The organism is Pseudarthrobacter sp. NamE5 (assembly GCF_005796225.1).
Classification (GTDB): Bacteria; Actinomycetota; Actinomycetes; order Actinomycetales; family Micrococcaceae; genus Arthrobacter.
Genome location: NZ_VAHO01000013.1, coordinates 28,367 through 52,815 on the forward strand (window position 1 = coordinate 28,367; position 24,449 = coordinate 52,815).

At 64.1% G+C, this 24,449-nt stretch carries 15 protein-coding genes and 1 pseudogene; 13 read left to right on the plus strand and 3 right to left on the minus strand.

Features of this window, described 5'->3' with window-relative positions:
• Positions 1 to 9: 9 nt before the first annotated feature.
• The 3 genes and pseudogenes from FDW84_RS14745 (at position 10) to FDW84_RS14755 (ending at position 3,903) form a co-directional block, all read left to right on the plus strand.
• A complete protein-coding gene (locus FDW84_RS14745; RefSeq protein WP_138610267.1) occupies positions 10 to 915 on the plus strand; it encodes a diacylglycerol/lipid kinase family protein in 906 nt (301 codons plus the stop codon).
• An 838-nt stretch (positions 916 to 1,753) separates the two neighbouring features.
• The gene (fdhA, locus tag FDW84_RS14750) at positions 1,754 to 2,971 is read left to right on the plus strand and encodes a formaldehyde dehydrogenase, glutathione-independent (RefSeq protein WP_138610268.1); all 1,218 of its coding nucleotides are present in this window, start codon (positions 1,754 to 1,756) and stop codon (positions 2,969 to 2,971) included.
• A gap of 578 nt (positions 2,972 to 3,549) precedes the next feature.
• Positions 3,550 to 3,903 (plus strand): annotated as a pseudogene (locus FDW84_RS14755) (DUF4193 domain-containing protein).
• 63 nt (positions 3,904 to 3,966) lie between these two features.
• Here FDW84_RS14755 and FDW84_RS14760 read toward each other — a convergent pair.
• Together FDW84_RS14760 and FDW84_RS14765 are read right to left on the minus strand one after the other, a co-directional pair.
• Positions 3,967 to 4,791: a sugar phosphate isomerase/epimerase family protein gene (locus tag FDW84_RS14760; protein ID WP_138610269.1), complete on the minus strand. Its 825-nt coding sequence runs from the start codon at positions 4,789 to 4,791 to the stop codon at positions 3,967 to 3,969.
• Between the two features lie 30 nt (positions 4,792 to 4,821).
• Positions 4,822 to 5,919 (minus strand): LacI family DNA-binding transcriptional regulator, encoded by a 1,098-nt coding sequence (locus FDW84_RS14765; protein ID WP_138610270.1) that lies wholly within the window; start codon positions 5,917 to 5,919, stop codon positions 4,822 to 4,824.
• 356 nt (positions 5,920 to 6,275) lie between these two features.
• Between FDW84_RS14765 and FDW84_RS14770 the strand changes: the two genes are divergently transcribed.
• The 10 genes from FDW84_RS14770 to FDW84_RS14815 all read left to right on the plus strand — a co-directional run bounded on the left by FDW84_RS14770 (position 6,276) and on the right by FDW84_RS14815 (position 20,348).
• On the plus strand, positions 6,276 to 10,088 hold the full coding sequence (locus tag FDW84_RS14770; RefSeq protein WP_138610271.1) for a hypothetical protein: 3,813 nt from the start codon (positions 6,276 to 6,278) through the stop codon (positions 10,086 to 10,088).
• A gap of 230 nt (positions 10,089 to 10,318) precedes the next feature.
• Positions 10,319 to 11,632 carry an ABC transporter substrate-binding protein gene (locus FDW84_RS14775; RefSeq protein WP_138610272.1) on the plus strand — a complete coding sequence of 438 codons (1,314 nt, stop codon included), beginning with the start codon at positions 10,319 to 10,321 and terminating at the stop codon, positions 11,630 to 11,632.
• Positions 11,633 to 11,717: 85 nt separating this feature from the next.
• On the plus strand, positions 11,718 to 12,644 hold the full coding sequence (locus FDW84_RS14780) for a carbohydrate ABC transporter permease (RefSeq protein WP_138610273.1): 927 nt from the start codon (positions 11,718 to 11,720) through the stop codon (positions 12,642 to 12,644).
• Complete coding sequence (locus FDW84_RS14785) at positions 12,641 to 13,570, plus strand: carbohydrate ABC transporter permease (protein ID WP_138610274.1); 930 nt, start codon at positions 12,641 to 12,643, stop codon at positions 13,568 to 13,570. The genes FDW84_RS14780 and FDW84_RS14785 overlap by 4 nt, the downstream gene beginning before the upstream one ends.
• 50 nt (positions 13,571 to 13,620) lie before the next feature.
• Positions 13,621 to 14,583, plus strand: a complete 963-nt coding sequence (locus FDW84_RS14790; protein ID WP_138610275.1) for a hydroxyacid dehydrogenase — start codon at positions 13,621 to 13,623, stop codon at positions 14,581 to 14,583.
• Positions 14,584 to 14,645: 62 nt separating this feature from the next.
• Positions 14,646 to 16,442: a glycoside hydrolase family 35 protein gene (locus FDW84_RS14795; protein ID WP_138610276.1), complete on the plus strand. Its 1,797-nt coding sequence runs from the start codon at positions 14,646 to 14,648 to the stop codon at positions 16,440 to 16,442.
• Positions 16,443 to 16,455: 13 nt separating this feature from the next.
• Positions 16,456 to 17,517, plus strand: coding sequence for an ROK family protein (locus FDW84_RS14800; protein WP_138610277.1), 1,062 nt, complete (start codon positions 16,456 to 16,458; stop codon positions 17,515 to 17,517).
• Positions 17,514 to 18,284 carry a glucosamine-6-phosphate deaminase gene (gene nagB / locus FDW84_RS14805; protein ID WP_138610278.1) on the plus strand — a complete coding sequence of 257 codons (771 nt, stop codon included), beginning with the start codon at positions 17,514 to 17,516 and terminating at the stop codon, positions 18,282 to 18,284. Before FDW84_RS14800 ends, nagB begins: the two co-directional genes overlap by 4 nt.
• Positions 18,285 to 18,357: 73 nt before the next feature.
• Positions 18,358 to 19,485 carry an N-acetylglucosamine-6-phosphate deacetylase gene (nagA, locus tag FDW84_RS14810; protein WP_371419177.1) on the plus strand — a complete coding sequence of 376 codons (1,128 nt, stop codon included), beginning with the start codon at positions 18,358 to 18,360 and terminating at the stop codon, positions 19,483 to 19,485.
• Entirely contained in the window at positions 19,482 to 20,348 is an 867-nt protein-coding gene (locus FDW84_RS14815; protein ID WP_171046793.1) for a D-hexose-6-phosphate mutarotase, read from the plus strand. Before nagA ends, FDW84_RS14815 begins: the two co-directional genes overlap by 4 nt.
• 441 nt (positions 20,349 to 20,789) lie before the next feature.
• On the opposite strand, the gene metH is transcribed toward FDW84_RS14815, so the two are convergent.
• Positions 20,790 to 24,434 (minus strand): methionine synthase, encoded by a 3,645-nt coding sequence (metH, locus tag FDW84_RS14820; RefSeq protein WP_138610281.1) that lies wholly within the window; start codon positions 24,432 to 24,434, stop codon positions 20,790 to 20,792.
• Positions 24,435 to 24,449 lie beyond the last annotated feature (15 nt).

The following is a 24,449-nucleotide window of genomic DNA, read 5'->3' on the forward strand; positions in this document are numbered from 1 at the left end:
GGGTATGCAATGACAAAGGGCACAGCACGGACCTTCGAAGAAATTGTCATCATCTTCAATCCCAACAGCACCGGGGACGCACCCAAGCTCGCCGAGGAGCTGCAGTCCAAACTCACCGGGCTTCTCCCCTACGCCGCAGAGATCAGGCTCAAGCCCACAGATCATGCCGGCCATGCCGTAGAACTGGCACGTACGGCGGCCAGCAACGGCAGGGACGTGCTGATCGTCTCGGTGAGCGGGGACGGAGGATACAACGAGGTGGTCAACGGCGTAATGCAAAGCGGAAACCCGGACGCCGTGTGCGCCGTAATGGCGGCCGGAAACGCGAATGACCACCGCCGCACCACCGGCACCCAACCGCTGGAGGACGCCATTGCCGGCGGCGCCGTACGGCGCATTGACCTGCTGCGCATCAAAAAAGGCCAGTCACCCGATGGCCCCGCCGAATACGCCCACTCCTACATCGGGTTCGGCCTGACCCCGGTCGTGGCTATCGATTTGGAGAAAGGCAGCAAAGGCGCGTTGAAGGAAATGTTCTCCGTCATCCGCACTTTTTCCCAATTCAAGCCCTTTGAGATCCGGCAAAAAGACGGCAAGCGCCGGAAGTTCGATAGCCTCGTCTTCGCCAATATCGCCCAGATGGCAAAGTACGCCACCCTCAGCGAAGCCGACGACAAAGCATCAGATGGCTTGTTCGAAGTCATTATTTTCCCCCACCGTTCAAAGTTGCGGGTGCTGCTCACCGCACTCAAGTCCGCCACCCAGGGCCTGGGAGACCAGCCCAGCGTCAGCAGCTACGAATTCACCACCCTCAAACCCATCCCGTACCAAATCGACGGAGAAGTGAACTCGGTCGAGGCGAACACACGCGTCACCATCGAATGCGCCCCCGCTGCCCTCGCAACACTGGGATGAGCGGGCAACCCGCAGAACACATTAGAAGGAAGACGTTGCAGCCGCAACCGATCAAACATCCGGCGTTGAAGCAGCTTTCATCTTCGGAGACCACCGGAAACTAACCGTACGCGACAGAGGCGTCGAGCATGCCCTGGCCGAGGATGCGCGCCAGCCAGTAGCGCTGGTGCCGTCGCGGCTAGGCTGGGACGCCCTGCGCGCCGTCGGACACCACCCAGGCCAGGGACCGGCTTCAACTCAGGGCCTGAGCGCACGAGTCATTCTGGGTTCTTCTGGTGGCCGCGCCAGTGGCATCGCTGCTGCCGATTGGCGCGCGCTTGTGCTCCTTGGCTGCCAGCAGTTGCGCAGGTGACTGCGCCAATCAGCAGCCCGCGGCGAACGATAAGCCTGGTTCACAGGTGCCAGGAAATCTCTGGACATTGCTCATGTGACTCCCCTAGGATCACTGATATATCATCCTCCAGACAATGGGATATCAGATCGTTGCACGTCAGGCGCACGTCAGTCCGGATTCCCATGGGAGGCCGCAGCATCGCCATGCATCACAGACAAGATCAAGGGAGAGACAGTGTGTAATTCACCCAAGTCCAGGAGCGCCGGGATGCTGTGACACCTGGCACGGCATCCCGCTGACAGCCTTCGCCCTCACGAAGGATTAGCTGTCCCGTGCACGTGAATGGTGCTTCGGTGGCCTGGCACCTGGGGAGGTATCTCCATCGAAGCACCGCTCTCGGGCAAGGGATCAGCGCCGGCGAGTTTGCCGGACCAGTGGAAGTCATCCGAGATGTCATGCCCTGCACCAAAACCAGTACCAACCCCACAACCAACAGGAGTGTCCATGTCAGGAAACAGAGCTGTCGCCTACAAAGAACCCGGTGTTGTCGAAATCATTGACACCGACTACCCGACGTTGGAACTCAAGGATGGGCCCGGGGTCAATCCGGCCAATGTGGGCCGAAAAGTACCCCACGGCGCGATCCTGCGTACAGTGACCACCAACATCTGCGGCTCGGACCAGCACATGGTGCGGGGCCGGACGACGGCTCCCAAGGACCTCGTCCTCGGCCACGAAATCACCGGCGAAGTAGTGGAAGTCGGTCCGGACGTGGAGTTCATCAAGGTGGGAGACATCGTCTCAGTACCTTTCAACATCTCCTGCGGCCGTTGCCGGAACTGCAAGGAGCGGAAGACCGGCATCTGCCTGAACGTGAACCCGGACCGCCCGGGCAGCGCCTACGGTTATGTGGACATGGGCGGCTGGGTGGGCGGCCAGGCAGAATACGTGCTGGTCCCCTACGCTGACTGGAACCTGCTCAAGTTCCCGGACCGCGACCAGGCCCTGGAAAAGATCATGGACCTGACCATGCTTTCCGATATCTTCCCCACCGGCTTCCACGGCGCCGTCACCGCCGGGGTGGGCGTGGGATCCACCGTCTACATTGCCGGTGCCGGCCCCGTGGGGCTCGCAGCCGCCGTGGGCGCGCAGCTGCTCGGTGCCGCCGTCGTGATTGTCGGTGACATGAACGAGGACCGGCTGGCGCAGGCCCGTTCCTTCGGCTGCGAAACGGTGAACGTCTCCAACGGCGACCCGAAGGACCAGATCGAGCAGATCCTGGGCGTCCCCGAAGTGGATTGCGGCGTGGACGCCGTAGGGTTCGAAGCCCGGGGGCACGGCAAGGACGCCTCGCACGAAGCCCCGGCCACCGTGCTGAACTCCCTGATGGACCTCACCGCCGCAGGCGGGGCCCTTGGCATTCCCGGCCTGTATGTCACGGGCGACCCCGGTGGGATCGATGACGCCGCCAAGCACGGTTCCCTGTCGCTGTCCTTGGGCACCGGATGGGCAAAGTCCCTGTCCTTCACTACCGGCCAGTGCCCTGTCATGTCGTACAACCGCCAGCTGATGATGGCCATCCTGCACGACAAGGTCCAGATCGCCAAGGCCGTAAACGCCACAGCGATCCCGCTTGAGGACGCACCGCGCGGCTACGCAGAATTCGACGCCGGTTCGGCAACGAAGTTCGTGCTCAACCCGAATGGATACGTCAAGGTGTAAAACCCCGGCTGGTGGGGCCGTGCCACCGGCGCGCATCCACTCTCCCTGCATCAGCAAAGGTAGTTATTGACCCATCGCAACGACCAAGAATCAATTCTCCGCCTTAGCAGAAACGGGAAAGAGCATGGTGACATCCAGCTCAAAGCATCGAGTCCCGTGACCGTTCGCCTGCAGCTGGATGGTGGCTGCAATTGCCAGCATGGCACTCAAAATCGTCCCGGTTCGTATGTGACAGCGACCTCGGCGTCCGCTGACAGTGGCTGCACCGGCCCGCATCAGCCCTAAGGCCGGGGAAAACCGTGCACCGCGGTACTCGCGCTTGAAATACCCTGCCGTGTCCCTTCGGCTCCTGGGCCGCAAAACCCAGGGGTATGGCCTTGCTGTGGCACTCTTCGGAGTCAGTGCGATCTCAACGTGGGACTAAGCGATCTCAACGTGAGACTACAGGACCCGACGCTGGTCAGGTGGCCCTGCGGTGGCTTAAGTCAGTTCCCCTGGCACCGCAACACCGGCTCATCGGGGTACGTTTCAGTTTCGTTCGAAAGAAGAAACCAAACGGCGAAACGAGAATCACCGAAGTGGCAGCCGATTACGACGAAGTCCGCTCCGAGGTTAAGGAATTGCAGGAACGTTCTCTCGAGGCATTGCAGTCTGCGAATGCCACCGGATGCCCGCAGCGTTGTCAATGAACTGGACGAGGCCGACGCACTGGATAAGGGCCTCACCCCTGGTGGAGAGATCGTCGCGAGGAGGTCATCGTGCAGGTCATTCCGCAGGCCGCGGACGAGTTCACCTGCTATTCCTGTTTCCTTGTCCGCCACCGGTCCCAAGTCGCGCGTGAGAGCAACGGCCATTCGTACTGCATAGAGTGTGAAGGTCAAACATTCCCGCCTGATCGGTGCGTACGCTTGCCTCCCCAGCTCTCTCCTTAGTGTCTCAGGGTGCGTCTTGTTGCCCGCTCCGGATTATCGGTTCTGCCCGAGGCGAGGTGGCGTTTACGCAGCTGCTTTGGGCATGAGGATGGCGCGGAGTGCTGTGAGTGCCTCTGGAAGTTCTTCAAGATGGGGGTGCCAGGCTTTTTCCCATTCGAGGCAGGCCCAGAACGTTTTATCGCCCTGGTCTTTGCTGATCTTCTCAGCCGTACCTGCGATAGCGGCCATCGGGATGGCGCCTTGGCCCGGAAGAGTGAGAGTGACGCTGTCGGGTCCTGCCCCAATGATGGCATCTTTGAACTGGCAGTAGGCCAGGGATCCCCGGAGTGCGTTGGCCGTGTCCTCAGGCTGTTCCCCGTGCCGCCAGGGATGGAGGACGTCCCAGATGGCCTTTGTGGCTCCGCTGGGTTCGACGCGGCGCAGGATCCGGGCGATGTCTGTCCCCGTGGGATGGGAGTCATGGGTTTCGAGCAGCAATTGCACGTCCAGGGATGAGGCAACCTCTGCTGCGGCTGACAGCCGCCGGGCGGCGAGGCCGTCCCAGTCCTTGGCCTTACCGTTGCCAGGGTCAGCGCCGGGAAAGATTCTGACGCCGCCGGCACCAAGGGCGGCGGCGAGTTCGAGTGTTTCGTGAAGGTCGCGGATGACGTCCGCGTCGGGCTCGGGTGAGCAGATTTTGATGTAACTGGAGATGGCTATCAACGTGAGGCCGGCGCCTTCGATACGCCGTCTAGCTGTTTGCTGAGCCTTGGCTGGCATGGTCTTGGTGATGGCCTCACCATCGGCGATTCGCAGTTCCAGGCCGTCTGCTTTTCCTTCTTCGGCGCAGCGGATGAGCTCGTCGATGCCCGCTCCGGGCATGCCGAGCGAGGAAAAAGCGAGTTTCATGCGCCCGGTCCTGGGCCGGTTCCGGTCATGCTATCCACGGCTGGCGGCGCTGGTCCGGAACGAGGGTTCGGTTGTTGATTGACGAACATGCAGCCGCGGGACGAACTCGAGGTGCTCGGTTGCCATGGCTTCGCTTGGGCGTCCGAAATTCCCTGCTGGTTCCCTTTCGGCGATGCGGCTGAGAAGCCGCTGGACCGCCCGGTGACCCACCATGCTTTTCCAGGGCGCTACGGCGGTCAGTGGTACGTGGGCTACTCCGGCGATGACGTCGTCGTAGCCGGCAAGGGAAACCTCTCCGGGGACGTCAACACCAGCGTCCTCCAGCCACATCATGCACCGGACCGCGAGTTGGTCGTTGTGGACGAAGATACCTGTGGCGCCGTCGCGGACGGACTGCAGGAGCAGTCCGGCGGCATCCTCGGAGCCTGCCCCGCCTTCATCAATAACCCCTAGGGACTCCAGGCCGAGCGACTCCACAGCGGACAGGTACCCCTGCCGGACCTGCGGGGTGTTGGGGCCCGAGATCATGACGCTGACGAGTTTGCGGTGGCCCAGTTCGGCAAGATGCCGGATCGCGAGGGCAGCTCCCGCGGAGTGGGAGGAGCTGACGGAGTCCAGGATTGACGCTACGCCCGTGGACGCGACCGGGCGTTCGACCAGGACGACAGGAACGGAGAGGGACACCAGCCATTGCTGCTGCTCGGCGTCGAGTTCGCCAGTGATGAAATCCGGGGTGGGGGCGATAAGCAGCCCGTCGACACCCTTGTTCGTGAGCCGGGCGACCTGGTGCATTTCGGTGGCCTTGTCGTAGTCCGAGACGCCCAGGACCAGCCGTGCTCCTGCCGATGCCGCAGCGGCTTTGGCGCCGGCGATGACCCCGTCGAAGTAGTAGTTGCTGTGCGGTACTACCAGGCCGATGGTTTTTGGCCCGTCCAGCGCCGCCGATGCGGGTTCGGCGGCAGGGGCAACTGAGCCGTGCGTCCGGTGGACCAGGCCCTGCGCGGCGAGTTCCTCCAGGTCCCGGCGGATCGTCACGGCGGAAATTCTCAGCCGTTCGGCCAGCTCCAGAACGACTTGTGAGCCTTCCTTCTGGACGATCTCCAGAATCGCCTGCCGTCTCTCTGTCACACTCCGCGCCAACGCAAACCCCTCCGGATGACTGATTGATCAATTTGATCATACTCCCACGATTTCGCCACACGCCGGGTCATAGCAGGACAAAACCGAAGAAGACATTACGGAACGGCCGTCTAGGAGGACCCGGAATACCAAAAAAGCGATCATATGATCTGTTTCGTTGATCCCGTGCGTGGCGCCCCTGTAGCATCGCCAAATCCCCAAGTGGTGATGTGCACCACATGCAGGCCCGCGTTGTTTCTCCATGCTGATCAGGCCCCTACGGCATGGATTGGGCCCTGCGACGGTGTTCCTCTTTGGGGACCCGCACCCCCTGCCCGCGTGGCGGGCCTATCCGCAGGAAGACTATGAAACCCGCTTTGAGAAGAATGCGGCAACTGGCAGCGGTATTGACCGTTGTTGCCCTGAGTACCACCCTGGCGGGTCCAACCGCCACGGCTGCCAATCCTAATCTGGTCACCAACGCCTCCTTCGAGGCCTTCGGTCCATCCGGGCCCACGTCATGGGGTACGTGGACGCCCTCCGGCACGGCCACCTACACCCAGGTTCCCGGTCGGGACGGCAGCGGCGCTGTCCAGATCGCCACCGGCACCACCACCAGCCGGGGCTTCCTCGTCCAGGACGCTACGGTGCCCGGAACGGCCAAGAAGCTCCGCCTGACGTTCTGGCAAAAGAAAGGGACTCTCACGGGCACCGGCAGGGCCGGCGTCCGTGTGACCTTCCCCGGCACGCCCACCCAGTTCCTGGGGACCGATGCCGCCGCCGCGTGGCGCCAGGTCACCGCGCACCTGGACGTCCCGGCAGGGGCCACCACGGTCCGCGTCGAGCCGATGGTGGATGGCATGCAGGGCTCAATGCAGCTCGATGACATCGACCTCTCCGTTTACGATGAAGCCTCAAACTTGGCCACTAACGGAGGCTTCGAGGCCTTTACCGGAATCAACCCGGACGCCTGGGGTCGCTGGAATGCGGCCGGAACAGGCACGGTCAGCACAACGGACGGCTACACGGGGACCAACGCGCTGCGCATTAGCACCGACACCCCCTCCAGCCGGCTCGCGCTGACTCAGGACGTTACCCTCCCCCAGGGCGGGGGTACGTTCCAGGCAGAATTCTTCAGCCGGATCGCCTCCATCTCCGGCACCGGCAAGGTGGGCCTGCGGATCGACGTCCTCGACGGCGGCGGCTCCACCTTTATCGGGCGGAACACCCCGACCTCGGGCTGGCAGAAATCTTCGGGCCTCTTCACGGTCCCGGCGGCCGCCACCAGAATCCGGCTGCACGCCTTCAACGACGCCGTCCAGGGAACCATGGACATCGACGAGATCCGGATCTCCCCCTCAACCGTCACCGCAGGGCTTTCCACGGCCACCACGGAGGCCGGTGATGTTGGCCTGAACTGGACCGTTGCTGCCCCCACAGGAACACCGGCAAGCTTCGCCATCCACCGCGGACCGGCCGGATCACCACTCACCGTTGACGCGTCCACCCTGATCCGCACCGTCCCGGCCAGCCTCCTGCAGGCCACCGACGTCGAATGGCTACCTTCCACCGAGTACAAGTACGTTGTGGTTGCCCGGGATGCCTCGGGCGCAGAAGTGGCCCGCACCAACGAAAGCAGGATCCTCTCCCCCGCCGCTGACACCACGGCTACGAGCTACCTCAGCGTCACCACGGACACGGCCGGCACCCACCTCGGCTGGCGGGCCGCCGGAAACGCTCCGCTGCCGCTGACGGCCGTCGCGGACACCGAACCCATCACTGCAGCCAACCTCGCCTCCACACGGGCAGCGGCCACGGACCTGACCCGCTTCGGCGGGACATCCACCCAGGATGCAGCAAGCCATTTCGCTCTCGTTGATGCCAACGGCGCCATCCTGGCCACCGCTTCCCGGGCCGCATTGCCGCACCCCCGCATCGGCCTGAATACCGACGTGCTGGCCAAGATCAACCGCCTCATCAGTGCTCCCGGCACCCCGCAGGACGCGTGGAAGACCATCAAGGCAAGGGTCGACGGCGGCATGGCCACCTTCGGCTCGTCCACTGACCGGTACGCCCGCGAAGCCGCGTTCGTATACCAGGTCACCGGCGACTCCGGCTACGCCGCCAAGGCCTACGACGCCTTCGTCGCCTCCGCCAACGCAACCCCGTTCACCGCCAAGCAGGACCTGGACACCGCGAACCCCGTTTCGCAGCTGGCGCTCACGTACGACTGGGCCTACAACGGCTGGACGGACGCCCAGCGGGCCTTCGCCGTCGAATACTTCGAACGCACGGCGGTCTTCTTCGAATTCGCAAAGCACCCGAACATCATCCTGCCGGACAAGGCCAGCAACTGGGTGGGCGTCGTACGGGGCGCTGAGCTTGCCCAGCACCTGGCAGTCCGCGGCGATGCCGGCTACGGCATGCGGAACACCCGGATCGGCACCTTGGTGGACCAGCTCCGCCGGCACCTGGAAGCCGCCCATACCGAGCACGGCTGGTTCCAGGAAGGCCTGGAATATCTCGACTACACCCAGATGATGTCCATGCCCGGCATCCGCGGCAGCCTGGATGTCGGAATTGACGCCCTTAGGCAGGCATGGATGACGCCGGAGACCGCCAACCTCCTGCTGCACACGGTTTCCCTGCGCCAGCCCAACAACCGCCTCCAGTGGGGTGTTGCCGCTGGGAACAACTCCACTGCCTGGCCGCTGTACCTGGGCCAGGCAAAACCCGGCGAACTCACCCCGATGATTGAGATCTTCGAAAGGGTCAACGGCCACCGCTCCGCCAGCCCGTTCTACTCCCCCGGCTTCATCACCCAGGGACTCATTGACTGGCCCGAGTCGATCCCGGCCGGGGAGGGCTACGACCCGGCCAAGGTGTACCCGGCAATCCTGGATGACGAGGCAGGGTCCTACTCCTTCCGCAACCGCATTGTTGACGCGGACGACGTCCTGGTCCAGCTGAACAACCGCAACCACTCCCACCTCGGCTGGGCAGGGGACGAAACGTTTGGGATCTCCATGATCAGCCACGATGCAAACTGGGCCACCCAGCCGGCAAAGTCCGTCACCGCGGCCAACAAGTACTCCCGGGTCCTGGTGGACAACAACCCGGGCCAGGCGGAGGGCAACGGCCGCACGCTGGCCTCACGGTCTTACGAGGGCCAGGGCGGCGGCTACGTTTCACTCGATGGCAGCGGCAACTTCCAGGTGGCCTCAGCCACCCGCGAAGCTGCAGTGGACCTGACCGACCACGGCGACGCAGATGCCCTGCTCGCGTTCCGAGACCGCTTCACCGACACCGCCAGCCACACCTGGGCTTGGCAACTGGCCCCCGAAGCCGGCGTCACGGTGGACTTCGAGACAATCGGCACGAACATCCAGTTCACCTTCCACAAGGGCGAATCCTGGCTCCGGGGATGGCTGCAGAACGCAGAAGGGGCCACTGCCTCCTTCACCGACGGTTCCTTCCGGATCACCCGGACAGGCACCAGCGCCGAGTTCGACATCGTCCTGGCCGTGGGCAAGGGCACCTCAATCCCCACGGCCTCAACGCAAGGATCATCGGTCACCATGTCCGGGGCAACGATCGATATGGCGAACCTGGACGGATACCAGCCGGGCGCCGCGAAGAACCTTACGGCCCCGGCCCTTACGGGGGAGCCCGACGTCGGACGGACCCTCAGTGCCAGCCAGGGGACCTGGAACGAAACAGGGCTGACCTTCTCCTACCAGTGGCAGCGCAATGGCCAGGACATCCCCGGAGCCACCACTGCGGCCTACACCCTGGCCGCTGAGGACCAGGGCCAGGAGATCAGGGCTATTGTCACCGCAACAGGAGAAGACGGGCTCCGGACCCCGGCCGCGTCATCCCCGGCAACGGTCCGCTACGCAACAACGACCACGGCGACCGTGAAGCGCAAAACCGGTGTCTCCTGGCAGGAATACGACGTCTCCATCAGCGTCTCCTCTCCCGGTGGTAATCTCAGTGGCCCCGTCGTGGTCACTGCCGGAGAGTTCACGGCCACAGGAACCGTCGACAGCAACGGCATGGGGCTGGTGACCCTGCCCCCGCTTCCCAAGGGAACGTACTCGGTGGTGGCGACCTATCAGGGGAACAGCACCACTTCCGTCTCACCGTCCACCTCGGACACGCTCCGGATCGCCGCCTAACAACGACGACCAGCAGTACCTGCTTGCCCAAAAGAGGCGGGCCGGATCAAGGATCCGGCCCGCCTCTTTTCGTGTTCAAATGGGCCTGACTGAAGGCCGGCCGTCGCTTTACTTTTTCGTTTCTTTCGTTTGGCCAGGAAAACAGATCGTTTTGTTCATCTGCGCTTGACTGGACACGCGCGGTGTTTCAGCATTGTGAGTGGGGCCACATCTACTAGGAGTTAATCTTCATGCCACGCAGTCGCAAACCAAGCATCGTCATTGCAGCGGGAATGCTCTCAGCAGCACTCCTCGCCGGCTGCTCGGGAACAGGAGCGGGTACCACCGCAGCACCTGCACCCACCGAGCAGGAGACGGTGGAAATCACCTTCTCGTCATGGTTGAAGGGTTCAAAGCAGGTCGTTGACGCATTCAACGCCGCCCAGGACGACGTCAACGTGACCTTCAACGAAGTCGCAAGCTCAAAGGACAACTACCCGCAGCTGACGAACCAGGTCAAGGCAGGAAACGCGCCGGACGTCATCACTGTCGAATACCCGCGCGTGGCCGAAATGGCCAGCCAGGGCGTCCTGAAGGACATCAGCAACGAAGCCGGCGACCTCGTCAAGGACAACTTCTCCGAATCCATCCAGTCCCTGGTGAACTTCGGCGGATCCACCTGGTCCGTCCCGCTGGACGCAGGCGTCCTGCAGATGTACTACCGCCCCGACCTCTTCGAGCAGTACGGCATCGCCGTGCCGAAGACCTGGGACGAATACAAGGCCGCAGCCGAGAAGGTCGCGGCAGCCGATCCGAACGTCCGCATCGGCGCCAGCGCCGTGGGCGACCCAGCCCTGTACGCAGCCCTCGCCTGGCAGAACGGCGCCAAGTGGGGAGCGCTGGACGGCGACTCCTGGAAGGTGGACATCGACACCGAGGAAACCAAGGAAGCGCTGAAGGTCCAGCAGGACCTCGTTGACGCCAAACTCCTCTGGACCGAGGACGCCCCGGTGCTGCAGCAGAAGCAGGCCGCCGGTCAGCTCCTCTCCGTCATCAGCGGCTCATGGTACGGCGCGGGCCTGCAGTCCACCTACGCCGACCAGGCCGGAAAGTGGCGCGTCGCCCCGGTGCCGGCACCGACCGCGGAGCCTGCTTCGGCGCTCTACGGAGGCTCGACCTTCGGAATCTCCGAGAACAGCACCAAAGCAGAAGCAGGCGTGAAGTTCATCGAATGGATGACCACCAACCCTGAAGGCATCAAGGCACGCATCGCCGGCGGCACTTCCACCGTCTTCCCCGTAAACGAGGAAGCCCGCAAGGCAGCCTCCGCCGCCTTCGCCCCTGACTTCTTCGGCGGCCAGAACATCTACGACATCGCCGCAGAGGGTCTGGCAGCAGTACCCGAAGGCTGGGTATGGGGACCGGGCACGGCCACCACCCTGGCCAAGCTCACTGATGAAAGCGCAAAGGTCAAGGCCGGAACCACCAAGCTCACCGACATCTTCGCCACCACCCAGGAAGCCACGGTCTCAGAGCTGAAGAACCGCGGAATCTCCGTCAAGTAAAGACCCCTTGGTCAGCCCGCCGCCTTCCCCAGGCGGCGGGCTGGCCAAGGCCCAACCCAGTGCCACCCATTCGAAGGGAAAAGTCATGACAGGCGCCACCACAACGGCCCGCTCCACCGTCATACGCCGTTCACGCCGCCGGTCAGGCAAACACGCTTTCTTGTTCCTGGCTCCGTTTTTCGTGCTGTTCCTGGCGTTCACCATCGCACCAATCGTCTACTCCGGCTTCCTCAGCCTCTTCACCCAAAAATCCAGCGGACTGGGACTGGGCGGGACAGCGCGGGTCTTCAGCGGGCTGGCCAACTACGCCCGGGCCCTCCAGGACCAGGCCTTCCTGGCAGGCTTTGTGAACATTGCCGTTTACTGCCTCTTTTACATTCCCGTCATGATCGGCCTGTCCCTGGTCGTTGCGCTTCTGCTGGACTCTGCCGCCGCACGCGCAAAATCCTTCTTCCGCCTGGCGTTCTACATGCCGAACATCGTCCCCGGCCTGATCGCCGCCGTCATCTGGGTCTACCTCTACACCCCCGGCGTGAGCCCACTGGTAGACGTTTTCGAAAGCACCGGCGCCGGCTGGGACATGGGTAGCCACCTGGCCGCCCTGCTCTCCCTGTCCAACATCACCATCTGGCTGCACACCGGCTACAACGTCATCCTCTTCTACGCTGCCCTGCAGGCCGTACCGCAGGAAGTCCTCGAGGCCGCCACCGTTGACGGCGCCGGACCCATCCGCACAGCCTTCGCCATCAAAGCCCGCATGATCATGGGCGCCGTGAGCGTCGCGACCCTGTTCACCGTCGTGGGCGCCATGCAGCTCTTCGCCGAACCACTGCTCCTGAAGAGCCGCGCAACATCCATCGACAGCACGTGGACCCCGAACATGTTCATCTACCAAACCGCTTTCGACAAGCACGACTTCGGCTACGCGGCAGCAACAGCCCTGATCTTTGCCGTCTTCATCGGAGCACTGTCCTGGGGCGTCACCAAATTCGGATCAAAGGTGGAATCATGAGCCCCCTCACCACTCAACCGGCAACGACCGGAACCCCTGCCCTGCCCGCACCCCTGCCCCCGGCAGGGGCGCCCAAAAGGCGCCAGACCAGGAGCGGCTGGTCCTCCAAACTCGCCGTAAACATCATGCTGGGCCTGTTCTGCCTCTACACCCTGCTGCCGCTGACCTGGCTCATCGTCGCATCCACCAAGAACACCTCAGACCTCTACGGCACCTCCGGGTTCTCCTTCGCCGAGTTCAACCTCATCGAAAACCTCATCCAGCTGTTCACCTGGGAAAACGGGACCTTCCTGCGCTGGATGGCCAACACCGCCGCCTACGCCGGCCTCGGCGCCTGCGCCTCCGTCGCCGTCTCCTTCCTGGCCGGCCACGCCTTTGACAAATTCGACTTCCCCGGCAAGGAACGCTGGTTCGGTTTCGTCCTGGTCGGGGTCCTCGTGCCCGCAGCGGTGACCACCATGCCGCTGTACCTGCTCGCCTCCAACCTCGGCCTGGTCAACAACTTCTGGGGAGTCTTCCTGCCCCAGATCGCCAGCCCCTTCGGCGTCTACCTGGCCCGCATGTTCAGCGCCAGCTACGTACCCAAGGAAATCATCGAGGCCGCACGACTGGACGGCGCCGGTGAATTCCGGGCCTTCCTCACCATCGCAGCGCCCCTGATGAAGCCCGGAATCGTCACCCTGTTCCTCATGACCTTCAGCGCCATCTGGAACAACTTCTTCCTCCCCCTGGTCATGCTCAGCGACACCAACCTGTTCCCCGCAGCGCTGGGCATCTACTCCTGGCACGGCAGGACACTGGCCGATCCCGAATACGCCCAACTCGTCGTCACCGGTGCACTCGTCACCATCATCCCGGTCATCATCCTCTTCATCTCCCTGCAGAGGTTCTGGAAAGCCGGCATCGGATCAGGAGCCCTCAAATAGCAACGGACCAGCACCTGCCCCAGGCGCGGCGGCCCAAAGCAGCGCTCGCCATGGAAAACGACCTCCCGAATAGACTCTTCACGCCATCGGTGTTCGAAGACCTCAAAACCGTGGTGGACCTGCAACCGGACCTGCTCACCAAAGCCAACGCAGCGAACTACCCCCTGCAGGACATCGAACTCATCATCGGCTGCTGGGGCTGCCCCCAGCTCGACGAAGACATCCTGAACCGGATGCCCCACCTCAAAGCCGTCATCTACACAGCAGGCTCGGTCAAGGAGTTCGCCACCGACGAGGTGTTCAACCGCGGCATCACGGTCACCTCAGGCGCGGATACCAACGCCCTGCCGGTGGCCGAATACACGCTGGCCATGATCCTCCTCTCCGGCAAGCGCGTCCTGGAACTGGCCCGGAGATATACGGAGAGCCGAAAATACCGCCCCTTCGAGGTGGAGCCTGCGCGCTGGGGCAACCACGGCCTCAAAGTCGGCATCGTCGGCGCCTCCCGCATCGGCCGAAGAGTGATCGACCTGCTCGCACCCTTTGACATCGACGTCGTCTTCTACGACCCGTTCGTGCAGCACGGCATCCTCGATGCACGCCCCGCAAGCCTGGAACACCTGCTGCAAACCTGCGACGTCGTCACCCTGCACGCACCCGAGGTCCCCGAAACCTTCCACATAATCGACAAAGACGCGCTGTCCCTCATGCGCGATGGCGCCACGCTGATCAACACCGCCCGGGGATCCCTTGTGGACACCGCAGCACTGACAGCCGAGCTCGAGACCGGCCGGCTGCACGCCGTCATCGACGTCACCGACCCCGATCCGCTGCCGGAGGATGCCCCCCTCTTCGACGCCCCTAACCTGGTGCTCACCCCGCACATCGCCGGGTCTCAGGGCAACGAGCTGCACAGGCTCGGGGAAGCCGCCTACCGCGAAGTCACCCGGTTCATCGCAGGCAGGCCCCTCCTGAACCAGGTCAAAGCAGAAGTCCTCTCCCACACCGCCTGAGGCAAACCACGCCCAAGAATCAACGCGCAGTCAGCGCGTCCTGCAGTCGTAAGGAAATTTCGTTGCCCGAGCCCATCCTGAGCTACCAAAACTCCCAGCTTTTCCGGTCCCATCAGCCCCACCGGATTCTCGCTGGAGCCATCCACTACTTCCGGGTCCACCCCGATCAGTGGCGGGACCGGCTGCTCAAACTCCAGGCGATGGGTGCCAACACCGTGGACACCTACGTGGCATGGAACTTCCACCAGCCGCGGCAGGACCGTGCACCAGACTTCAGTGGCTGGCAGGACCTGGGTGCCTTCATCGACACCGCAGCCGACATTGGCCTCGATGTCATCGTCCGTCCTGGTCCCTTCATTTGCGCTGAGTGGGACAACGGCGGGCTGCCGGCCTGGCTCACGCGCCTGCCCGGCATCGGGCTGCGGTGCATGGACCCCGTCTTCACCGGCGCCATCGAAACCTGGTTCGACCAACTGTTGCCCATCATCGTGCCGCGGCAGGCCGCGCACGGTGGCCCCGTCGTCGCCGTACAGATCGAGAACGAATACGGCAGCTACGGCGACGACAAGGACTACCTGCGCTGGAACAGGCAGGCACTTGAACAGCGCGGCATCACCGAACTGCTGTTCACCGCCGACGGCGGAACCGACTACTTCCTGGACGGCGGCGCCCTGGAAGGCACCTGGGCGGCCGCCACCCTGGGCTCCCGTGGAGATGAAGCAGTGGAAACCTGGCAACGCCGCCGCCCTGGGGAACCCTTCTTCAACGTGGAATTCTGGGGAGGCTGGTTCGACCACTGGGGCGAGGAAAACCATCACGTCCGCGATGTCACCGAAACCTGCGTCGAGGTCCGCAAAATCCTGGACCTCGACGGCTCCATCTGCCTGTACATGGCCCACGGCGGCACCAACTTCGGACTGTCTTCCGGCGCGAACCACGACGGCAGCAAACTCCAGCCCACCACCACCAGCTACGACTCGGACGCCCCCATCGCCGAGAACGGCACCCTCACCGACAAGTACCACGCGCTGCGGGCCGAGTTTTTCCGCGCCCAGGGAATCACCGATCCACCCCCGCTCCCGCCCGCCCTCCTGGAACCGGCGCCGGTACTTCCGGCGCAGTCCCTGCCCGTCGCCGCGGGCAAACCCCTGCTTCCACTCCTGCGCGAAGCCGGCCGTTCCGTCAGCAGCGTCCTTCCACTGACCTTTGAGCAGCTGGGGCTGGACGCCGGGATGGTTCTGTATTCTGCGCATCCAGTCCTCCCGGGAAGGGATGACCAGCCGGAGGAAACCCCGCTGCGGATCCTGGGCCTGGCAGACCGTGCCTACATCTGGGTGGACGGCACGTTCGCCGGAATCCTTGATGACCACAATGGCGCCGACGGGCTCATGCTCACCGGGACCGGGACCCCGGTGCAGCTGGAGATCCTGGTCGAGAACCGGGGCAGGATCAATTACGGCCCGCTGATCGGCCAGGGCAAAGGAATCCTGCACGGCGTGCTCGTCAACCAGCGGCGCACCTTCAACTGGACTCAGACTCCGATTCCGCTGCCCGGATGGGGAGCAGACAAACTCGAACCCCTCGCTTCCGCAACCCTGGACATCGACGCGCCTGCCGATGCCTACCTGGCATTCCCGGGCTTCGGTCAAGGCTTTGTCTGGGTCAACGGATTCCTCCTGGGCCGCTACCAGGAGGCCGGGCCACAGGTCACCCTCTATATACCCGCTCCCCTCCTGCACGCCGGGACCAACCGCATGCACATCCTGGACCTGGTCAAGCATGGCACGCAGGTTGAGCTTCGTGCCGAACCTGAACTGGGTACCCCCAGTACGGGAAAAATCCTCGCCGCGGAACTGTAGCCAGGACCCGATCATGAGCACAGCAACAACACCATGGAAGAGCCATGCGCCTTCACGGCAGGTGGCCCTTGCCCTGGACATCGGCGGAACGACGCTCAAGGGCGCGGCCGTGGATATCACCGGCCGCACCCTCATCACGCAGACCGTCCCCACGGGCCGCCCCGGTAAAGGTGTTATGCACCGGGCACTGGAGATCCTCCGGGCATTGAAGGCCGAATCACTCCAGCGCGGGCTGCATCCCGTTGGCATCGGCATCGGAACTCCTGGGTTGGTGAACTCCGACACTGGGATTGTCGAATATGCCTCATCCCTGGGCTGGACCACCATGCCCGTCGCGGACCTGCTGTCCGCAGAATTCGGTCTTCCCGTTCTCATCGGCCACGATGCGCGCGCCGCCGGGCTGGCAGAAGCCCGCCTCCTGCCAGCGTCTCCAGGCCAAGATTCTGTCTTTGTCGCCATCGGCACCGGAGTCGGGGCAGCAGTCATCACCGACGGCACCGTCGTCAAAGGAGCCACCCACTCCGCCGGAGAACTGGGCCATATCCCCGTCATCCCCGGCGGCGAAACATGCACCTGCAGCCAGCGCGGCTGCCTCGAAGCCTACTTTTCCGGCGCGGGCCTCGTCCGCAGATACCGCCGCCATGGAGGAGATCCTGCCACGACCGCGGCAGACATCGCCTCCGGCCGGGCAGGTGAGGCCGGTGCAAGCATCTGGGACGAAGGAATTCAGGCCCTTGCCCTGGCGCTGGCCACCGTCACCCTGCTCACCGACCCCAGAACGATCATCATCGGCGGCGGACTGTCCGAAGCCGGCGACACACTCCTGCACCCACTCGGACAAAACATGTCATTGCTCTTGGGCTGGCGCCGCCCGCCGGAACTGCGGCGCTCACTACTGGGACCACGGGCGGGACAAATCGGGGCCGCCATCCTTGGCTTCCGGGCGGCGGGTTTCCCGGACGCAGACACCAGCTGGAGCCCTGAAGATGTCACCGCCGAAGCACCACGGCCGCTGGAAGAGCACATAAGCCCGCAGCTGACACTCGACATCAGGAACCACCAAGGACACCCATGAAAATCGCCATCCTTAAGACCTCCGCCGACATCGGCGCCTACGCCGCAGATATCATCGAAAACCGCATCAGCCACGGCCGCATGAAAGTCCTCGGCGTCGCTACCGGATCCTCTCCGCTGCCCGTCTATAAGGAACTGGCCGCCCGGCGCCTGGAAGGCCTGTCCGCTGTGTCCGCTTTCGCACTGGACGAGTACGTGGGCCTCAGCCCCAGCCACCCCGAGAGCTACCACGCAGTCATTAACCGTGAAGTGACAAAGCCCCTCGGACTGGACCCGGAACGAGTCCACGTGCCGGATGGGACTGCCACCGACCTGGAAGGGGCATGCGCCGGCTACGAGGAACGCATCACCGCCTTCGGCGGAATCGACCTCCAGCTGCTGGGCATCGGCTCCACCGGCCACATCGGCTTCAACGAGCCAACCTCATCCCTGAGCTCACGCACCAGGATCAAGACACTCACGCCCGAGACGCGCAAAGACAACGCCCGATTCTTCACCAGCCCGGACGAAGTCCCAACGCACTGCCTCACCCAGGGCCTCGGCACCATCATGGACGCGAAGGAAGTCGTGCTGATCGCCCAGGGCCGCTCAAAGGCAAAGGCCATCGCCGGCCTCATTGAAGGCCCGGTCAGCGTCATGTGTCCTGGCTCGGTGCTGCAAATGCACCCCCAGGCCACGGTAATTTTGGACGAAGAGGCCGCCTCAGAACTTCAAGGCGCCGCCTACTACAAGTACGTGGCAGAGAACCTGCCCCTCTGGCAGCGGTAACCCCATGCTCTCGGAAAACCTCACCCAAAAAGCAACGGCCCGGCAGGGGCAGGGTGTTCTCTGCGACCTCATCATGCACAGCGCACGCCTCCTGGATACAAACGGCGCGGTAGAGAACGGATGGGTGGCAATCCAGGACCGCACGATTATCGCAACCGGCTCGGGAACCAGCTGGCACACCTATGCCGCCCGGGAAGTCGTCGACGGCAGCGGCGGGATTCTGGTGCCAGGGTTCATCGACCTGCACTGTCACGGAGCCGGCGGAGCGTCCTTCGACGCAAAACCACACCACATCCTGGACGCGCTGGCGGTCCACCGGGCACACGGCACCACCCGTTCCGTTCTCAGCCTTGTCAGCGCCCCTCTCGATGAGCTCTGCCGCAGCCTGAACACCATTGCAGACCTGGTGGACATCAACCCCCTGATCCTCGGATCACACCTCGAAGGACCCTTCCTCGCCACCGCCCGGTGCGGTGCCCACAACCCGGATCACCTGATACATCCCACCCCCGCAGCGGTGAGCCGGCTCCTCGACGCAGCCCGTGGAACCCTCCGCCAAGTCACCATCGCCCCGGAACTGCCCGGAGCCCTTAACGCGATCGAAGAACTCGTCGCCGCAGGAGTCACCGTGGCAGTAGGCCACACCGACGCGGACATGGCACTCACCCAAGAGGCATTCGCCCGTGGCGCCACCCTGCTCACCCACGCCTTCAACGCCATGGCCGGAATCCATCACCGTGCACCCGGCCCCGTCGTCGCCGCATTCGGCGACCCGGCCGCATCCCTGGAAATTATTCTTGACGGCGTCCACGTAGACCCCGCCGTAGCAAAAATGGCCTTCGACGCCGCCCCGGGCCGCATCGCCCTGGTCACCGACGCCATGGCCGCGACAGGGGCGAAAGACGGGCACTACCGCCTAGGCAGCGCGAACGTCACCGTTAAGGCAGGGCGTGCCGTCCTGACAGGAATCAACACGATTGCCGGCTCCACCCTCACCCAAGACACCGCATTCAGAAACGCAGTCACCCTGCTCAACCTCCACCCCCACGACGCCATCACAGCACTGACCGCCACACCCGCTCACCTTGTCGGCCGCCAAGACCTGGGAAGCCTCAGTACCGGGAAAACAGCAGACCTTGTCCTGCTCGACCAGGAATACAACGTACTCGCCGTCTGGGCCGAAGGGATCGAACAATCGTGATCGACGTACAGACCAAAGCGCTGGACGAGCACCAACAGCTTCAATCCCTCAACGTATCCGGACCATCCGCAACCGGACAGGTGTTCTTCCAAGGCGCCCAGATCGTCCAATGGACGCCCAACGGTGCCGACCCCGTCCTCTGGCTAGGCTCACGCAACCAGTTTCGCAACGCAGATCCCATCCGCGGTGGCATCCCCATCTGCCTCCCCTGGTTCGGCAGCACAGCCGCGCCCCGCCACGGCATCGCCCGGACGCTTCCGTGGCAACTGACCGGCGTCGAGCAAAACCCGGAACACGTCACGCTGACATTCGAGCTTGACTATCAACGGATGGCCACAAACACGCCCACCTGGCCGCACCCCTTCCGGGCCCGGTTCCAAGCCAAATTCAGCCAATTCCTGACCATCACGCTGCAAGTGACCCACCTCGGCGACCAGCCCGCGATCTACGAACCAGCACTTCACCCCTACTTCCAGGTAGGAGACATCAGACGCGTCCGTATCTCAGGCCTGGACAACGCCCCGTTCACGGACCGCAGCACCGCCGACACCCTGGAACCAGGCATAGGCTTCACCGGGCAAGGCATCGACCGCGTGTATTCCTGCTCGAAAGCGATCACCATCCACGACGACGCCAACAACAGAGACATCATCCTGCACTCGCCTGATGCCAGGAGCCGGGTCCTCTGGAATCCAGGTGCCCAAGACGCCGGCTCCCTCCACGATCTCGGAGAAGACGACTGGCAATCATTCCTGTGCGTTGAGCCCGGCAACGTACACGAGAACGCCATCACCCTGATCCCAGGAGAACAACACAGCTTCACATCAGGAATTCAGGTCATCACCCAATACACCGGACGATAAAGCACTGCATGGGTCCAATGCCGCATGTTTGCCGGATGTGCCAGTGGCGTCTGCGCTGTCCTGGCTGCAGCACCCAGTGCTCAGGTTCCTCCGCCGGCTCACATACAAGATGGTTCCCGTGCCGAAAACCACCAGTGGACCTGGCCAGCCCGTGATGTAGCTGCTTACTAGAGTCTTGGGCGGCCAGCAGTATCTCCGCCCCGCCATTTAGCTTTCACGACCTTTTTGGGGCTCGCATCCTGCCTGGTGGGGAGGTAGAGCCGGCTGTTCCGCTCCCGGCACGTATCTCAGTTGTACCTGACTCCTCGGACAGTGCCCGTTCCGTCAGGCACAAGCCGTAGCGAATAGGTCGGCTCCTGTTCTGGGTACCCGGCGCGGCGTCATGCTTGTCTTCAACGCCTTGGGAGCCGCGCTCCGCCCAGGCAAAGGACCACACCCAACTCACACCTTGAAGTACTTCGCCTCCGGGTGGTGGAATACAAACGCGTCGGTGGACTGCTCGGGGTGCAGCATCAGCTCGTCGCTCAAGATCACGCCCATCCGCTCGGGCTTCAGCAGCTCCGTCACCTTGCGGCGGTCCTCCATGTCCGGGCACGCGGGGTAGCCCAGCGAGAACCGCGCACCGCGGTAGTCCAGCTTGAAATACCCTGCGGTGTCCTTCGGCTCCTCGGCCCCGAAGCCCAGCTCCTTGCGGATGCGCGCGTGCCAGAACTCCGCCAGTGCCTCGGTGAGCTGCATGACCAGGCCGTTCAGCTCGTAATAGTCGCGGTACTGGTTGGCGGCGAACATCTTCGAGGTGAACTCCTCGATCTTCGAGCCGGCGGTAACCAGCTGGACCGGCAGGACGTCGATCTGTCCGGATTCGCGGGACTTCACGAAGTCGGCCAGGCAGAGGTGCCGGTCGCGGCGCTGGCGGGGGAAGTCGAAACGCAGCCGGTCGATGCCGATGGGGCCCCCTGAACCACCGTCCGGGGCGAGCAGGCCCGGTGTGCCGAGGACGCCGTCGGAATCCTCGCCGTGGTGCAGCACCACCACCTGTTCGCCTTCCGAAACCACCGGGAAGTAGCCGTAGGCGACGGATGCATCGAGCATGCCCTCACCGAGGATGCGGTCCAGCCAGTAGCGCAGGCGCGGCCGGCCCTCACGTTCCACGAGTTCCTCGTAGGAGGCGCCGTCCTCGCCGCGGCCGGGCTTGAGCCCCCACTGCCCCATGAAGGTGGCGCGCTCATCGAGGAAGGCGGAGTAGTCGTGGAGCGAGACGCCGCGGACAATGCGCGTGCCCCAGAACGGCGGCGTGGGCACGGGGTTGTCGGCGGTGACGTCGGACCGGCCGGGCATGGCTTCCGGCTCGGTCACCGTGAACTTTGCGCCTCCCTTGTGGATGCGCTTCTTCAAAGGCGGCAGGCCGACGTCGTCCGGCGACTCGCCGCGCGCAACGCGGACCAGCGGCTCCATGAGGGCGAGGCCCTCGAAGGCGTCCTTTGCGTAACGGACCACGCCGTCAAACTGCTCGGCCAGGTCCTGCTCCACGTAGGCGCGGGTCAGGGCTGCGCCGCCCAGGATGACGGGCCACTTCTTGGCCAGGCCGCGGGACTGCAGCTCCGCGAGGTTCTCCTTCATCACCACGGTGGACTTCACCAGCAGGCCGGACATGCCGATCACGTCGGCGTCGTGTTCCTCGGCTGCGGCCATGATCTCGGCGATGCCCTGCTTGATGCCGATGTTCACCACTTTGTAGCCGTTGTTGGTGAGGATGATGTCTACCAGGTTCTTGCCGATATCGTGCACGTCGCCGCGTACGGTGGCGATCACCATGGTGCCCTTGCCGGAGGAATCGGATTTCTCCATGTGCGGCTCGAGCAGGGCGACGGCGTTCTTCATCACCTCGGCGGACTGCAGCACGAACGGCAGCTGCATCTCGCCGGCGCCAAATCGCTCGCCTACGACCTTCATGCCTTCGAGCAGGTGGTCGTTGATGATCCCGAGCGGGGTCATGCCCTCGCTGCGGGCCAGGTCGAGGTCCTCTTCGAGGCCCTTGCCTTCGCCGTCGATGATGCGCCGCTCCAGGCGCGCGCCCGTGGGCAGCGCGGCGAGTTCGGCGGCGCGCTGGTCCTTGAGCGCTGCAGTGTCGACGCCGGCGAACATGTCCAGCATGATGGCGAGCGGATCGTACGTGGTGTTTCCGTCGGCATCGTATTCGCGGCGGTCCCAGACGAGGTCCAGGGCCACCTTGCGCTGTTCCTCCGGCAGGGAGGCGAGCGGCACGATCTTGGCGGCGTCGATGATACCGCTGGTCAGGCCCGCCTGGACGGCCTCGTGCAGGAACACGGAGTTCAGGACGATGCGCGCGGCCGGATTGAGGCCGAAGGACACGTTGGAGACGCCGAGGGTGGTGTTGATGCCGGGGTACTTGGTGGTGATCTGGCGGATGGCTTCGATGGTTTCGATGCCGTCCCGGCGGGTTTCTTCCTGGCCGGTGGCGACGGGGAAGGTCAGGGCGTCGACGATGATGTCCTCGACGCGCATGCCCCATTCGCCCACCAGGGCGTCGACGAGGCGCGAGGCGATGGCAACTTTGCCTTCGGTGGTGCGGGCCTGGCCCTGTTCGTCGATGGTAAGTGCGATTACGGCGGTGCCGTGTTCCTTCACGAGCGGCATGATGCGCGCGAAGCGGCTGTTGGGGCCATCGCCGTCCTCGTAGTTGACGGAGTTGACCACCGGGCGGCCGCCGATGTGTTCGAGGCCGGCCTGCAGGACGGGAGGTTCGGTGGAGTCGATGACGAGCGGGAGGGTGGAGGCCGACGCGAAACGCGAGACGACCTCCTTGATGTCCGCGACGCCGTCGCGCCCCACGTAGTCGACGCAGACGTCCAGCAGGTGGGCGCCGACGCGGATCTGGTCGCGGGCGATGTCCACGCAGTCGTCCCAGCGCTCTTCGAGCATGGCCTGGCGGAACGCCTTGGAGCCGTTGGCGTTGGTGCGTTCGCCGATGGCGAGGTAGGAGGCGTCTTGGTCGAAGTTCACGTGCTGGTAGAGGGAGGCGATGCCGGCCTCGCGTTCGGTGGGGACGCGGGCGGGGCCGTTCCCGTTGCTGGCTTTCGTCTCCTTGTTGCGGAAGGGCGCAAGGCGTTCAACGACGGCGGCCATGTGCTCCGGCGTCGTACCGCAGCAGCCGCCCACGAGGCCCAGGCCGAATTCGCGCACGAACTGCTCGTGCGCGGTGGCGAGTTCGGTGGGGGTGAGCGGGTAGTGCGCGCCGTTGGCGCCGAGGATGGGCAGGCCGGCGTTGGGCATGCAGGCGATGGCCACGGAGGACTGCTTGGAGAGGTGGCGCAGGTGCTCGCTCATCTCGTCCGGGCCGGTGGCGCAGTTCAGGCCGATGGCGTCGACGCCGAGCGGCTCGAGTGCGGTGAGCGCGGCGCCGATCTCGGAGCCCATGAGCATGGTTCCCGTGGTTTCGACGGTGACCTCTACAAAGATGGGGAGCCGGACGCCGCGCGTGACGATGGCCTGCTTGCAGCCGTTGACCGCGGCTTTGGTTTGCAGGAGGTCCTGGCTGGTTTCGATGAGGAAGGCGTCCGCGCCGCCGTCGATGAGGCCCTCGGCCTGCAGGGCGAAGGTCTGCTTGAGGTAGTCGTAGCTGGTGTGGCCGAGGCTGGGGAGCTTGGTGCCGGGGCCCATGGAGCCGAGGACCCAGCGCATGCGGCCGTCGGTTGCTTCTGCCGCTTCGGCGCGTTCGCGGGCGATCTTGGCGCCCTTGAGGGCGAGTTCTGCGATGCGGTCGTCGATGCCGTAGTCGGAGAGGTTGGACCAGTTGGCGCCGAAGGTGTTGGTTTCCACCGCATCGATGCCCGTGGCGAAGTACGCGTCATGGATGTCCGCGAGGACATCCGGCCGGGTGTCATTGAGGATCTCGTTGCAGCCTTCGAGTCCCTGGAAGTCCTCCTCGAGCGAGAGGTCCCGGCCCTGCAGCATGGTGCCCATCGCGCCGTCGGCAATGACGACCCGGTGATTCACAGCATCCAGCAGCTCCTGTGAACGCACGGGGCGGGGCACGGACTCAATATCAAGCGCAAAACGAGGCATCTAAACAGGTTACGG